Genomic DNA, 14,184 nt, shown 5'->3' with positions numbered 1-14,184 from the left:
GGCTGCGAACTGCGACGCGAGCAGCAGGCCCGGCGGGAGCCGGTCCGGTATCGCCCCTTGGCGGACCAGTGCGGCGACCACCCAGCCCATGCACGTGAAGAAGAGGCCGGCCAGCAGCCACCAGGGGTCGGCGGAGGCAAGCCGGGCGGCGGCCGACTGGCGCACCGTCCGCGACGGCGCCGCCCGGCTTGCCTCCGCCGACCCCTGGTGGCTGCTGGCCGGCCTCTTCTTCACGTGCATGGGCTGGGTGGTCGCCGCACTGGTCCGCCAAGGGGCGATACCGGACCGGCTCCCGCCGGGCCTGCTGCTCGCGTCGCAGTTCGCAGCCGGCGCCGCCAACCACGTCCTGCCGGCGTCCATCGGCGCCCACGCCGTCACCCTGCGCTTCCTCCAGAGCCAGGGCGTGCCCCTGGCCCGGGGCACCGCGTCACTCGCCCTGTACTCGCTGGTCAAGCCGGTCGCGAAGACGGTCGTGCTGCTCGGCTTCCTCATAGCCTTCCCCGAGCTGCTGCACCTCGGCGAACTCGTCCCGGAGGAGCGGACGTTGATCCTGGTGGCCGCGGGCGTGGTGACGGTTGTCGCAACGGCGGCCGTACTCGTGACGACCGTACGACCGCTGCGCCGCCCCCTCCTCGGCTTCGTACGCACCGCCCTGACCGACGCACGCATCCTGCACACCCGGCCCAGTCGCGTTCTCGCCCTCTGGGGCGGCGCCACCGCCACCCCTCTGTTGCAGGCGAGCGTGATCGCCTCGGTCGGCTTCGCGCTCGGCCTGCCGCTGTCCTGGACGCAGGTGACGCTGGCCCTCCTCCTCGCCAGCACCGCCGTCGGCGCCGTGCCCGCACCCGGCGGCATAGGCCCCGTGGACGCGGCCCTGGTCTTCACGATGGTCACCTTCGGCGCCCCGATGGGCCTGGCCGCGGCCACGGTCATCGGCTACCGCGTCCTGACGGTCTGGGTCCCGCTGCTGCCGGGCGCGCTCGTGCTCTCGATCATGGTCCAGCGCAAGATCCTCTGAGCCGAGCAGCCCGCACCACCTGACGGCTGACGGTGGCCGCGCGAGCGGCCGGACCACCGCGATCCCTTGGCTCCCCTCGACATCGGGCACGGGGACCGTACGGACCGGTGACCGTGCGCTACTCCTCCCCGATCCGCACGACCGCCACCGTGATGTTGTCGGGCCCGCCCGCTTCGATCGCTGCCTTCCACAGCTCGAAGGCGGCCCGGCCGTCCTCGTGCTCGCGCAGGATCTCGTCGAGGACGTCCGTGGTGAGCGGGTCCGTCAGGCCGTCCGAGCAGATGAGGTAGCGGTCGCCGGGTGCCAGAGGCTCGGCCGCGACGTGGGGGGCGACCGCGCGGTAGGTGAGCGAACCGCCCAGGCACTGGGTGACGAGGGTGGTGGTGCGGCCGGGCGGATGCGGCGGGCTGTCGTCGACGCTCAGCTGGCGCACGCCGTCGCCGGAGGCCGCGAAGACCTGGCTGTCGCCCACGTTGAACACGAGCACCGAGCCGGGCTGCGCGACGACCCCGGCGATCGTCGTGCCCATGCCGGACAGCTCGCTGTCCTGCTCGCCGCCCGCCGCCTGGTACACGGCGAGGTTGCAGGCGTTCACGGCGTCACGAACGGCGACCGGACTGCTCAGGGCGGGACCCAGCGACGCCATCCGGCGAGCGACCAGGGAACTGGCCACGTCCCCGCCGGGATGCCCGCCGAGCCCGTCGGCGACGGCGACCACGAGCGGTGTGCCGAGCGGGAAGACCAGGGTCTGCGGGTTCTCGGTGACGGTGCCGCACAGGGTCCACGGCCCGACGACGAGGCTGTCCTCGTTGCGCTCGCGCAGCAGACCGGGATGGCTGATCGCACTCACAGCCACGTACGTCATGAGGCGCCACCGCCTTCCCGCACCGGGTGCACGACCGGGCCGAGCCTCCCTCACAAGTCTAGGAACAGCCGCATCCCACGTGCCAGCGCGCCCGGAATCGGAGTGAGCACGTGACGCCGTCCACCTCGCGCATGGGTGCAGATTGCATCGAGTGGGGGCACGTAGCTGGAAGCGGCGAGCGGCGACGATCTTGAGCGCTCACGGGGGTCTCACTGCGGGCCGCAATCGAGTTCGCGGCCGGCACGGGAGCGTGCGCGGGGGATGACACACATGGCGGTACTCGGCTGAGGTCTGGCGTGGACGCGGTGACATCACGGCACGACGGCAAGGTGCCGGCGCACGAGGTCGGGGCCGCGAACCCCTGGGACGGCGTGGACGGGGCGGCGCTCTCGCGGGCCGTGCGTGCGCAGGCGGCGCGGCCGGTGGCGGGGATCGACGACATGGCGTCGTATCTCGCGGCCCAGGTGTCGGACACCTCGCACCGCGAGGTCGTCGGCCCGCTCCTGGCCGGGCGGAGGGCCGCAGGAGTCGTCCTCCGAGGCGGCACCGTCCTCGCCTCATGGGGTGACCCGGACCGCGCGGAGATGGCCTACAGCGCCACGAAGAGCGTGCTCTCCCTGGTGGCGGGCGTCGCCTTCGACGACGGGCTGCTGCGTCTGGACGAGCCGGTGGCGCGGTCGGTGGATCTGGCGGAGTTCGACAGTGCCCACGGGCGCGCGATCACCTGACGGCACCTGCTGGACCAGACCAGCCAGTGGGAGGGCGAGCTGTGGTCCAAGCCGACGTGGGCGGACGCGCAGAGCACCCGTGAGGGCACCGAGTCGGCGGGCGGCCCGCCGGGCGAGGGCTGGGCGTACAACGACCTACGGGTGAACCTGACGGCGCCGGCGCTCACCGTCCTGTTCGGCCGCACTCTGCCGGATGTGCTGCACGAGCGGATCATGACGCCGATCGGCGCCTGTGACGGCTGGTCCTGGCACGGCTACGCCCACTCGCACTCGGTGGTCGAGCGCGACGGCACCGAGGTACCCGTGGTCTCCGGCGGCGCCCACTGGGGCGGCGGCCTGTGGATCGGCGCCCTGGACCTGGCCCGCCTCGGCCTGCTCTGCCTGAACGGCGGCAGCCGGCGCGGACGCCAGGTCCTGTCGCGCCGCTGGATCGAGGAGTCGTGGACGCCCTGCCGGATCAAGCCCGAGTACGGCCTGTCCTGGTGGCTCAACGACCACGGCACGGTGTGGCCCCGGGCCCCGCGCACGGGCCGCTGCGCCCGCGGCAACGGCGGCAGCCATCTGCTGTGGATGGACCCGGCCCGGGACCTCGTCATCGCCTCACGCTGGGGCACCGACGTCGAACGCCTCCTGGTGGAGGTGTCCGCGGCGGTGCCGCCGCGCTGGTGAAAGCGGTCAGTCCTCGTCCTGCGTCAGCTGCAGCGAGATGCTGTTGATGCAGTACCGCTGGTCGGTCGGCGTGGCATAGCCCTCGCCCTCGAAGACGTGCCCGAGGTGGGACCCGCACCGGGCGCACCGCACCTCGGTACGCATCATTCCGTGCGAGCGGTCCTCGATCAGCTCCACCGCGTCGGTGTCCTTCGGGTCGTAGAAGGACGGCCAGCCGCAGTGCGACTCGAACTTCGTGGTGGAGGTGAAGAGTTCCGCGCCGCAGGCCCGACAGGAGTAGACGCCCCTCGCCTTGGTGTTGGTGTACTCACCGGTGAAGGCGGGCTCCGTAGCGGCCTCGCGCAGGACGGCGTACTCGGCCGGGGTCAGCTCCGCGCGCCACTGCTCGTCCGGCTTTTCGACGTCGTACGACATGAGTACTTGCCCCTCACTTCATCAGGCGGTCCAGGATGAGCGGGCCGAGGTCGGTGACATCGCCCGCGCCCATGGTGAGAACGAGATCACCGGGCCTCGCCATTCCCGCGACGAGCGAGGGCACCTCGCTCTTGTCGTGGACCGCCGTCACCTCGGCGCCGGCCGCCCGGGCCGCCTCGATGACCCGCTCGCTGGTGATGCCGGGGATCGGGTCCTCGCGGGCCGGGTAGATGTCCAGGACCAGCGAGGCGTCGGCCAGGGCGAGGGCCTCGCCCATCTCCTTGCCCAGCTCCTGGGTGCGGGAGAAGAGGTGGGGCTGGTAGACGACCAGGATCCGGGCGTCGCCCGCGGCCGAGCGCATCGCCTCCAGGTCGGCCGTCATCTCGGTCGGGTGGTGGGCGTAGGAGTCGATGACCTGGACGCCGGCGGCCTCGCCCTTGAGCTGTAGGCGCCGCTTCACGCCGGTGTAGGCCGCGATCGCGGGGGCCAGCTCGGCGGCCGGGACGCCCAGCGCCGCGCCCGCCGCGAGGGCGGCCACCGCGTTCAGCGCGTAGTGGCGGCCGGGGACGGAGACCGTGAAGGTGAGCTCCTGGCCGTCGAGCAGGACGGTGACCCGGCTCTTCAGCCCCTGCGCCAGCACGGACAGCACACGTACGTCGGCGTCCTCGGCCTCGCCGTACGTCACCGTCCGCACGGTCCCGGACACGCGCCGGGTCAGCTCCCGCGCCCCGTCCTGGTCGGCCGAGACGACCAGGGTGCCGCCCTCGGTGATGCGGTCGGAGAACGTCACGAAGGACTCGTAGATCTCGTCCATCGAGGCGTAGTTGGCGTGGTGGTCGAGCTCCACGTTCAGGACGATCGCGACCTCGGGGGCGTACTTGTGGAAGCTGCGGTCCGACTCGTCCGCCTCGGCGACGAAGATCTCGCCGTCGCCGTGCAGGGCGTTCGAGCCGGGCGCGTCCAGGTCGCCGCCGATGGCGTACGACGGCTTCAGGCCCAGCTCGCTCAGGGAGACCGCCAGCATGGACGTCGTGGTCGTCTTGCCGTGCGTACCGGCGACTGCGATCGGGCGCAGCCCGTCCATCAGAGCGGCGAGCGCGTCGGAACGGTGCACCACCGGGATGTCCAGCTCGGCGGCGCGGGCCAGCTCGGGGTTGTCCTTCCGGATCGCCGACGACACCACGACACAGCTGGCGTCGTCGGCGAGGTGCTCCGCGGCATGCCCGATGTGCACGGTCACGCCGAGCGCCCGCAGCGCCTCGGCGGTCGCCGACTCCTTGGCGTCACTGCCGGCGACCTTCGCCCCACGCTGCGCGAGAATCTTCGCGATCCCCGACATCCCGGCGCCGCCGATGCCGATGAAGTGCGGTCGGTCCATGGCGGTGGGAATGCCGGGTGCCATGTGTGTTCTCCCAGAAGTGCGATACGACGGTGAGGCCCCAGCCTATGGGGTGACGAGGTGGACCTGGCGCATGGGACGCCGGGGTCTGTGCCCACCCAGGGGCGCGGGGCCGTGGCGATGTGCGGCTGTGCCGCGTGGGCGCGACCGGCCACACCCGTCCCGCGGCCGGCACTCCCCGACAACCCCTACGCCTTGCTGTGCGAGAACAGCTTCAGCACCGGCACGCCCACCTTGTGCCGAGCCCTGGAAGCCCAGTCGCGGTGGAAGAACTCCTCGACGTAGTGGGGATCCGTCAGCACGATCACCTCGTCCGCGCCGACCTCGTCCACCACGGCTCTGAGCGCGTCCAGCGGATGATCCTCCAGCAGCCGCCCCTCCGCCTCCGCGCCTGCCGTACGCAGCGCCGTGAGCGACACCTCCAGCGCCCGCTCCCCCGTGCTCAGCGCCTCCTCCCCCTCCGGGGTGCTGCCCTCCCGGACCGCCTCGTCCAGCTCGCCGAGCGCGATGTCGTCGATGGCGCGCAACAGCCTGTCGGCCTGCTCACCGCGCGGCTGGAGCAGCACATGGAAGCCGACCTCCTCGTCACCGTGCAAGGTGGTGACGAACTCCACGTCGGCGGACGTCAGGGCCTTCTCGATCATCAAAACGCTTGTGAACACCGGGGCGCCCCTTCTGCGGAAACCATCCTGCCCCGCGCTCGCACGGGGACTGCGAGTTTTAGTGTGCCCGGCGGAAGCTAAACGGAACGGTTGACTCCGCCGTTTTCGGGATCACGGCACCGAGGGAACCCATGTCCGAACCGAGCTCACGCCCGCCGGTACCGACTGAACAGGAAGCCCTCCTCCTCCAGCAGGGACACCAGCTCGAACCGTTTGGGGACCGCCACCGAGGGCCCGCCCGCGATGCGCTGGGCGTCACCCGCGGTGAGCATCGGGGAGATCGTCAGACAGAGCTCGTCGAGCACTGCGGCGGCCACCAACTGGCCGAGCAGCCGTGGCCCGCCCTCGGTCAGCAGTCGCGTGTGCCCGAGTCCGGCGAGGGCCTGGACGGCGCGGACGGGGTCCACGCCGACGCCGTCACCGGCGATCACCACCTGGGCGCCCGCCTTCTCCGCGGCCGCCATCCGGTCGGGGGCCGCGGCGGCGCCCGTCAGGACCAGGGTGGGCACCAAGGGCGAGGTGAAAAGCGGCAGGCCGTAGTCCAGGTCGAGGCTCGCGCTGATCACCGCGATGGCGGGCGCGGGCCCCTGCCCGGCCGCCGCACGCGCCCCGGCGAACTCCGCACGCGCGCGTGCCGGGCGGTACCCCTCCTGGCGTACCGTTTCGGCGCCGACGATCACGACGTCCGCGAGCGCCCGAAGCGTGCCGAAGATCCGCATGTCGGTCGCGGTGGAGATGGGCTGCGAACGACCGTCGTGCTGGGCCGCGCCGTCCAGCGTGGACACCATGTTGGCCCGCAACCAGGGCTGCGGATCCCCGGGTCCGGGCGCGGGATAGGCGTACGCGAAGGCGAGCTCGGCGAGACTCCACTCCCGGTCGACGAGATCGCCGGGCGCCCCGCCGGGCCCACCGGCCGCAGGCCCACCTTCGACAGCTCCACCCCCGTCGTCCCCGGCCGAACCGCCGGAGGCCCTCGCTGCTGTCTCGTCGGTCACAGGGAACAGGCGTCGCATGTCAAGGAGTGTGGCACGGCGCTTAGCATGGTGACCCGTGTCGTCCTCCTCCGCCGCGTCCAAGCCGAGCCCGATAGCCGAAGCGAGCCCGGTGTCCCTGTGCACCCGTGAGCCGCGCGTCCCGGCGGACCGGCTGGTCGCCGAGATGGTGCCGCCGCCCCGCTTCGACTCGGTCCGCTTCAGCACCTACATACCGGACCCGAACCAGCCCAGCCAGACCGAGGCGGTCCGCGTCCTGGAGGACTTCGCCGGCGGGCTCGGCGGGGCGCACGCGAGCGGCGCCGGGAAGACGGGCAAGCGCGGTTTCCTCGGGTTCGGCAGGGCCAAGGCCCCCAAGACCCCGGCCGGGCCTCGCGGCGTCTACCTCGACGGCGGCTACGGCGTCGGCAAGACCCACCTGCTGGCCTCCCTCTGGCACGCCACCCCGGCCGAGCCGTCCCTGAAGGCCTTCGGCACGTTCGTGGAGCTGACGAACCTCGTCGGCGCCCTCGGCTTCCAGCAGACGGTGCAGACCCTCTCCGGGCACCGCCTGCTCTGCATCGACGAGTTCGAGCTCGACGACCCGGGCGACACCGTCCTCGTCTCCACCCTGCTCGGCAAGCTCGTCGACGCGGGCGTGGCGCTCGCCGCCACCTCCAACACGCTGCCCGGCAAGCTCGGTGAGGGCCGCTTCGCGGCGGTCGACTTCCTCCGCGAGATCCAGGGCCTGTCGGCGCACTTCCGCGCGCTGCGCATCGACGGCGAGGACTACCGCCACCGCGGCCTGCCCGAGGCACCGGCGCCGTACTCCGAGGAACAGGTGACCAAGGCGGCGTACGCCACCGAAGGTGCCTCGCTCGACGACTTCCCGCACCTGCTGGACCACCTCGCCCGCGTCCACCCCAGCCGTTACGGCGCGTTGACCGATGGCCTGAAGGCGGTGTGCCTCACCGACGTGCAGCCGATTCCGGACCAGTCCACCGCGCTGCGGCTCGTCGTGCTCGCCGACCGGCTCTACGACCGTGAAGTCCCGGTCCTCGCCTCCGGACTGCCGTTCGACCAGCTGTTCAGCGAGGACATGCTCAAGGGCGGCTACCGCAAGAAGTACTTCCGCGCGATCTCGCGACTCACCGCGCTGGCCCGCGACGCCAAGGGCCTGCTAACCCAGTAACTCCCCCTGTTCAAGGGGGAGTTCAAGCCAAGCCACCCTCGCATTTCAGGCTCTCTTCAGCTCGAAACGTTAAGTTAACCCTGCAAACAACGTTGCCGGGTTAACGTGTTTCTTGACCAACGGTTGACCAAGTGTTGGCACGCTCAAGAGGTGTGGACTGACTGGAGGGGGGCGCATGTTTCGAGGTACGACGGCCCGGACCCCTCTTTCGATCCTGGCCGCCATCCTGCTCGCCCTCCAGTTCTTCGCACCTACCGCGTCCTTCGCACACGCATACACAGTCAGTCAGGCAGAGGCCAAGGCCCTACCCGGAGTCAAGCTCTCCGGGAAGGCGCTGCGCGACGAAACCCTCACGTCACGCCACTGCGTCCCGTCAGGTGACGGGGACCCGACCGGTCCACTGCGCACCCGTGACCATCGGCGCTTCGCCGACGTCGGGCCCCAGGCGCCCGACAGACCGTTGCTCACCCGGGACTCCGCGTCCGCGCACCAGCCGGCCGAAGCCGGCACCGCGCACCGACGCACGTCGAGATCCTCGACGTCCCACACTCCGGCGGGGCTTCAGATCTTCCGCTGCTGAGCGGCAGAGCAGTCCCCCACCCCCTGTCATGTAAACCCCGACGCGCCACTGAGGCGCGCCAGGAGGAGTCACCACACATGCAGCCCCTCATCGACAACGCCCGTATGTTCGGACAGCGCCCTGAGGAGTTCGCCAGGCTCGCCGAAGGGCAGTCTCCGCAGGTCCTGTTCATCACCTGCTCCGATTCCCGGGTCGTACCGGCCCTGATCACGGGCGCCCGCCCCGGCGAGCTCTTCGAGCTGCGCACCGCGGGCAACATCGTCCCGCCGTACGCCTCCCAACACCCCACCAGCGAGGCGGCCACCATCGAGTACGCCGTGGAGGTCCTCGGCGTCCGCGACATCGTGGTCTGCGGCCACTCCCACTGCGGAGCCGTCGGCGCGCTGGTGCGCGGCGACGACCTGGACGCCGTACCGGCCGTGCGCGACTGGCTCTCGCACGCCACCCCGCGCCCGGCCGGCGCCGCCGAGGACCCCGAGGTCGCCGAGGGTGTCCAGGCCCATGTGCTGACGCAGCTGCTGCGGCTGCGCTCGTACCCGTTCATCGAGCGGAAGCTGAAGGAGCGTCAACTGGACCTGCACGCCTGGTACTACGAGGTACACAAGGGCGCCGTGCGCGCCCACAGCGCCGAGACCGACGCATTCGAGGCGCTGTGATCGCCATGATGACCAAATTCCCCCACATACGGCAGGACTTCGCCGCCTCGCTGGTCGTCTTCCTGGTCGCGCTGCCCCTGTGCGTCGGCGTGGCCGTCGCCTCCGGAGTGCCGGCCGAGCTCGGGCTCGTCACCGGCATAGTCGGCGGCATCGTCACCGGCCTGATGCGCGGCAGCAGCCTCCAGGTCTCCGGGCCCGCCGCCGGTCTGACCGTGCTGGTCTACGAGGCGGTCCAGGAGTTCGGGCTGCCGGTCCTCGGTGTGCTGGTGCTCGCCACCGGCCTGCTCCAGCTCCTCATGGGCGCCCTGAAGCTGGGGCGCTGGTTCCGGGCCATCTCGGTCTCCGTGGTCGAGGGCATGCTGGCCGGTATCGGCCTGGTGCTCATCGCCGGCCAGCTCTACGCGGTCGCGGACGCCAAGGCGCCCGCCTCCGGCCTGGAGAAGATAGCCGGGCTGCCCGGCGCGCTCGCCCAGGCCGCAGGGGACACCGGGGCGCTGGCCTCGATCGGACTGGGCGCCGGCACCGTCGCCGTGCTGGTGCTGTGGAAGCGGCTGCCGAGCAAGGTGCGCGCGGTCCCCGGTCCGCTCGCCGCGGTCGGCCTGACCACGCTGGTCGCCGCCGTGTTCTCGCTGCCGGTCGCCACCGTCGAGGTCAAGGGCCTGCTGGGCGCCGTCCAACCGCCGTCCCTGAGCGCCTTCGGCGAGCTCGCAGACGTCGGGATACTCGCCACGATCGTCGCCTTCACGCTCATCGCGTCGGCCGAGTCGCTGTTCAGCGCGGCGGCCGTGGACCGGCTGCACGACGGTCCGCGCACCCAGTACGACAAGGAGCTGATGGCGCAGGGCGCGGGCAACACGGTCTGCGGTGTGCTCGGCGCGCTGCCGATGACGGCGGTCATCGTGCGCAGCTCCGCCAACGTCCAGGCGGGCGCCAGGACCAAGGCGTCCCGGGTCATGCACGGCGTGTGGCTGCTGCTGTTCGCCGCGCTGCTGCCCGCGACGCTGGCGCTGATCCCGATCCCCGCGCTGGCCGGCATCCTGGTGCACGCCGGCTGGAAGCTGATCCCCTTCCGCGGGATCGTGTCCCTGTGGCGGGGCCACCGGGGCGAGGCGCTGATCCTCGTGGTCACGGCCGTGTCGATCGTCGCGGTGAACATGTTCGAGGGCGTGCTGATCGGACTCGCCCTGTCGGTCGCCAAGACCGCCTGGGAGGCCTCGCACCTGAAGCTGGAGGTCATCGACAAGGGCGCGGGACCGATCCAGGCGTACCTGTCGGGCAACGCGACCTTCCTGAGGCTGCCGAAGATCCTCGACAGCCTGGAGGCGCTGCCCCAGGACCGCCCGGTGGAGCTGAACCTGTCCGGGCTGCACCACCTCGACCACGCCTGCCGTACGGCCCTGGAGAACTGGGCCGAGCGGCACAGCGACGCCGGCACGGAACCGGTGCGGGTCACGGCGCCCTGACCGGCGTATCACCACCCCTGGAGCATGCCCCCTGGTGAGGCATGCTCCCAGGTCCGGGGCCGCCCGTGGCCCCGGACCTGACGCCGGGCATATCTTTACAGGGCATACCGTTACAGGAGCGTACGCAACGGACCTCTCGGTGAGGAGGTCGGCATGGTCGAGGAAGTGCTGGGCATCGTCGCGGGAGTGGCTGCCGTCGGCGCGGTGTACGTCGCGGCCGCGGCGCGCGTCGTCAAACAGTACGAGCGCGGGGTGATCCTGCGGCTCGGACGGCTGGCAGGAGAGGTACGCAATCCCGGGTTCACGTTGATCGTTCCGATCGTGGACCGGCTGCACAAGGTCAACATGCAGATCGTCACGATGCCGGTGCCGGCCCAGGAGGGCATCACCCGGGACAACGTGACCGTGCGCGTGGACGCCGTCGTGTACTTCAAGGTGGTCGAGCCCGCAAGCGCCCTGATCAAGGTCGAGGACTACAAGTACGCGGTCTCGCAGATGGCGCAGACGTCCCTGCGCTCGATCATCGGCAAGAGCGACCTGGACGATCTGCTCTCCAACCGCGAGAAGCTCAACCAGGGCCTGGAACTGATGATCGACAGCCCCGCCATCGGCTGGGGCGTGCAGGTGGACCGCGTCGAGATCAAGGACGTGTCACTACCGGAGTCGATGAAGCGCTCCATGGCCCGGCAGGCCGAGGCGGACCGGGAGCGGCGGGCCCGCATCATCAACGCGGACGCCGAGCTCCAGGCCTCCAAGAAGCTGGCCGAGGCCGCCCATCAGATGGAGGACACCCCCTCCGCGCTCCAGCTGCGGCTGCTGCAGACGGTGATGGCGGTGGCCGCGGAGAAGAACTCCACGCTGGTCCTGCCCATCCCGGTGGAGCTGCTGCGCTTCCTGGAGAGGGGCGGCGAGGAGCACGAGGAGAAGCCGACCCCGCGGCGCTATGCCGCTCCCGCCGTGGAGAGCCCCGCCGACAAGGGCGACCAGCCGGCCGTCGAGGCCCCGGCCGAGCCGCAGATCGAGCCTCCGCCCGAACGGGAGGTCGATCGGACGATCGAGGACATCATCGAGGACGCCACAGGCCAGTGACGCGTGTGACGACGTGACTGCACGGGCCCGTGACACGTGTGACGCGCGTGGTTCCGCAAGCGCATGCCAAGTGATAGACACGGCGAGGTCACAGTTCCTGTCCGCCAGCAGGAAGGCTGCCCCATGTCCGAAAACGCGCCCGCAACCGCGCCCGCGTCCGGCCGTTCCACCACACGCCGTCAGCTTCTCGCCCGCTCCGGCGCGTTGGGCGTCTCGATCGCCTTCGCCGGAAACCTCACCGAACTCTTCGCGGGCACCGCCGCCGCGCAGAATCTGGGCCACACCGGATACGGCCCGCTCGTCCCCGACCCGCACGGCCTGCTCGATCTGCCGGAAGGTTTCCGCTACCGGGTCCTGTCCCGCGAGGGCGACCGGCTCCGCTCCGGCGAGGGCCCGGTCCCCTCCAACCACGACGGCATGACGGCCCTGCCCGGCAGAGGCGGCCGCGTCCACCTGGTCCGCAACCACGAGAACCGCGCCGACGGCAGGGTCCCCGTCCCGACGGTCGCGGGTCTGACGTACGACCCGGCCGGCAAGGGGGGCTGTACGGCCCTGACCCTCGACCGGCAGGGCAACGTCCTGTCGGAGCGCGTCGCCATCGCCGGTACGGCCGTCAACTGCGCGGGCGGGCCCACCCCTTGGGGCACCTGGCTGACCTGCGAGGAGACCGAGGACAAGGCGGGCACCAACGGCTACACCAAGGACCACGGCTTCATCTTCGAGGTCGATCCGGCGAACCCGTTCCGCTCGGGCGCGGTCCCGCTGACCGCGATGGGCCGCTTCCAGCACGAGGCGATCGCGGTGGACCCGCGGCGCGGCGTCGTCTACGAGACCGAGGACGCCTTCCTCAAGCCCTTCGGCCTGTTCTACCGCTTCCTGCCCCACCAGCCGCACGGCGGCCCCGGCACCCTGCGCGCGGGCGGCCGGCTCCAGGCGATGCGAGTGCCGGGCGTCCCCGACCTCTCGACGATCCAGGATCCGGGCGCGACCTTCGACGCCGTCGAGTGGGTCGACGTACCGGACCCCCTCGCCACCCGAACCCCCGTCCGCCTGCAGGACTTCGGCCCGAAGGGCATCACGCACGCGCAGAAACTGGAGGGCTGCTACTGGGGCGGCCGCAGCGTCTACTTCGTCTCGTCCTTCGCCCGCAGCGCGGATGGCTCGGCCGCCGACCACTACGGCCAGATCTGGCGCTACGACCCCGCCGCGCGCCGCCTCACCCTGGTGATCGTCTTCGGCCCCGGCACGGACGTGCAGCTGCCCGGCGAGTCCCCGGACAACATCTGTCTGGCCCCCGGCGGCGGGCTCATGGTCTGCGAGGACGGCAACGGCGCCCAGCACGTCTTCGGCGTGACACGGCACGGCGAGGTGTACGCGATGGCGCGCAACGCCCAGAACCTCGGCACACCCGAGGAGCCGGAGTGGGGCGAGTTCGCCGGGGTCACCTTCTCCCCGGACGGCGGGACGATGTACGTGAACTGCTACACACCGGGCACGACGTTCGCGGTGACAGGACCCTGGCGCGGATAGCGGTCCCGTCGCGGGTCCATGACCGGAAGCCCCCTTTCCGCACCGTCATCTAACCTGTGCGGCATGAACGCACCGGGGGATCTCGTCGACGGCCGTTTCGAGCTGGTGGAGCGGCTCGGCAGCGGAGGTATGGGCACCGTGTGGCGGGCCCATGACCGGGTGCTGGACCGCGAGGTCGCGCTCAAGGCGGTGCGGTCCGACGCGGACACGGTCGGGGTGGTGCGCGAGCGGGTGATGCGGGAGGCGCGGGCGCTGGCGCGGCTGAGCCATCCCCATGTGGTGACGATCCATCAGATCGTGGCCGCCGAGCCGCATCCGTGGCTCGTGATGGAGCTGGTGCCGGGTGTCTCGCTGCAGCGGCGGCTGGACGACGGCCCGTTGACGCCGGTCGAGGCGGCCCGGCTCGGCCGCGAGGTGCTCGCCGCGCTGCGGGCCGCGCACGCGGCGGGCATCCAGCACCGGGACGTCAAGCCGGCCAACATCCTGCTGCGCCCCGACGGCGGGGCCGTCCTCACCGACTTCGGCATCGCCGCCCTCCAGGGCACGACGGGCCTCACGGCCACGGGCGAGCTGATCGGCTCGCCGGAGTACATGGCGCCGGAGCGGATCCGTGGGCATGACGCCGACCACCCGGCCGCCGACCTCTGGTCGCTGGGCGTGGTCCTGTACGTCTGCGTGGAGGGCGTCAGCCCACTGCGCCGCCCCACCACGCTCGCGACCCTGGCCGCCGTACTCGACGAAGAGCTCCCCGCGCCGACCCGCTCGGGCCCGCTGACGCCGGTGCTCGAAGCCCTGCTGGTCAGAGACCCGGCGCAGCGCCCGGACGCCGCCCGGCTGGACGCGATGCTGGCGCAGGTGGAGTCGGGGACCGCGCCGCACTGGGCCGCGCAGCCGACGGTGGCAGCCGCGACACCGTCCCCGCCCCCGACTCCCACCCAGCTGGACACC

The 14,184-nt window shown here is 71.6% G+C and carries 13 protein-coding genes and 1 pseudogene; 9 read left to right on the top strand and 5 right to left on the bottom strand.

From position 1 onward, the window contains the following. Nucleotides 1-88: 88 nt before the first annotated feature. Nucleotides 89-1,018 (top strand): YbhN family protein, encoded by a 930-nt coding sequence (locus tag EAO75_RS28325; RefSeq protein WP_147997826.1) that lies wholly within the window; start codon nt 89-91, stop codon nt 1,016-1,018. Nucleotides 1,019-1,136: 118 nt separating this feature from the next. Here the strand turns inward: EAO75_RS28325 and EAO75_RS28320 are convergent, their stop codons facing one another. Next, nucleotides 1,137-1,883 (bottom strand): PP2C family protein-serine/threonine phosphatase, encoded by a 747-nt coding sequence (locus tag EAO75_RS28320; protein ID WP_147997825.1) that lies wholly within the window; start codon nt 1,881-1,883, stop codon nt 1,137-1,139. A 305-nt stretch (nt 1,884-2,188) separates the two neighbouring features. Between EAO75_RS28320 and EAO75_RS48310 the strand changes: the two genes are divergently transcribed. Together EAO75_RS48310 and EAO75_RS28315 are read left to right on the top strand one after the other, a co-directional pair. Next, a complete protein-coding gene (locus tag EAO75_RS48310; RefSeq protein WP_315987391.1) occupies nt 2,189-2,611 on the top strand; it encodes a hypothetical protein in 423 nt (140 codons plus the stop codon). Between the two features lie 6 nt (nt 2,612-2,617). Then, on the top strand, nt 2,618-3,280 hold the full coding sequence (locus EAO75_RS28315) for a serine hydrolase domain-containing protein (RefSeq protein ID WP_315987413.1): 663 nt from the start codon (nt 2,618-2,620) through the stop codon (nt 3,278-3,280). 6 nt (nt 3,281-3,286) lie between these two features. Here the strand turns inward: EAO75_RS28315 and msrB are convergent, their stop codons facing one another. The 4 genes from msrB to EAO75_RS28295 form a co-directional block, all read right to left on the bottom strand. After that, the gene (msrB, locus tag EAO75_RS28310; protein ID WP_147997824.1) at nt 3,287-3,694 is read right to left on the bottom strand and encodes a peptide-methionine (R)-S-oxide reductase MsrB; all 408 of its coding nucleotides are present in this window, start codon (nt 3,692-3,694) and stop codon (nt 3,287-3,289) included. A gap of 13 nt (nt 3,695-3,707) precedes the next feature. Continuing rightward, complete coding sequence (gene murC, locus EAO75_RS28305) at nt 3,708-5,096, bottom strand: UDP-N-acetylmuramate--L-alanine ligase (protein WP_147997823.1); 1,389 nt, start codon at nt 5,094-5,096, stop codon at nt 3,708-3,710. Nucleotides 5,097-5,281: 185 nt separating this feature from the next. Beyond that, nucleotides 5,282-5,755, bottom strand: coding sequence for an indole-3-glycerol phosphate synthase (locus tag EAO75_RS28300; RefSeq protein ID WP_187284594.1), 474 nt, complete (start codon nt 5,753-5,755; stop codon nt 5,282-5,284). A gap of 146 nt (nt 5,756-5,901) precedes the next feature. Next, nucleotides 5,902-6,768 (bottom strand): pyrimidine reductase family protein, encoded by an 867-nt coding sequence (locus tag EAO75_RS28295; RefSeq protein ID WP_147997821.1) that lies wholly within the window; start codon nt 6,766-6,768, stop codon nt 5,902-5,904. A 37-nt stretch (nt 6,769-6,805) separates the two neighbouring features. Here EAO75_RS28295 and zapE point away from each other — a divergent pair, with 37 nt between their 5' ends. The 6 genes and pseudogenes from zapE to EAO75_RS28260 all read left to right on the top strand — a co-directional run. Further along, nucleotides 6,806-7,918 (top strand): cell division protein ZapE, encoded by a 1,113-nt coding sequence (gene zapE, locus EAO75_RS28290; RefSeq protein ID WP_147997820.1) that lies wholly within the window; start codon nt 6,806-6,808, stop codon nt 7,916-7,918. Between the two features lie 657 nt (nt 7,919-8,575). Next, a complete protein-coding gene (locus EAO75_RS28280; protein WP_147997818.1) occupies nt 8,576-9,154 on the top strand; it encodes a carbonic anhydrase in 579 nt (192 codons plus the stop codon). Nucleotides 9,155-9,159: 5 nt separating this feature from the next. After that, nucleotides 9,160-10,617, top strand: a complete 1,458-nt coding sequence (locus EAO75_RS28275; RefSeq protein ID WP_147997817.1) for a SulP family inorganic anion transporter — start codon at nt 9,160-9,162, stop codon at nt 10,615-10,617. Between the two features lie 153 nt (nt 10,618-10,770). After that, a complete protein-coding gene (locus EAO75_RS28270) occupies nt 10,771-11,706 on the top strand; it encodes a slipin family protein (RefSeq protein WP_147997816.1) in 936 nt (311 codons plus the stop codon). A gap of 123 nt (nt 11,707-11,829) precedes the next feature. Then, a complete protein-coding gene (locus EAO75_RS28265) occupies nt 11,830-13,236 on the top strand; it encodes a PhoX family protein (RefSeq protein ID WP_147997815.1) in 1,407 nt (468 codons plus the stop codon). Nucleotides 13,237-13,299: 63 nt separating this feature from the next. Further along, nucleotides 13,300-14,184: pseudogene (locus EAO75_RS28260) on the top strand (serine/threonine-protein kinase); the annotation flags it as partial.

Origin of the sequence: Streptomyces sp. UW30, from assembly GCF_008042075.1 — a bacterium.
Taxonomy (GTDB): Bacteria; Actinomycetota; Actinomycetes; order Streptomycetales; family Streptomycetaceae; genus Streptomyces.
Note: the sequence above shows the minus strand (reverse complement) of the source record. Positions and strands in the feature narration are given on the sequence as shown.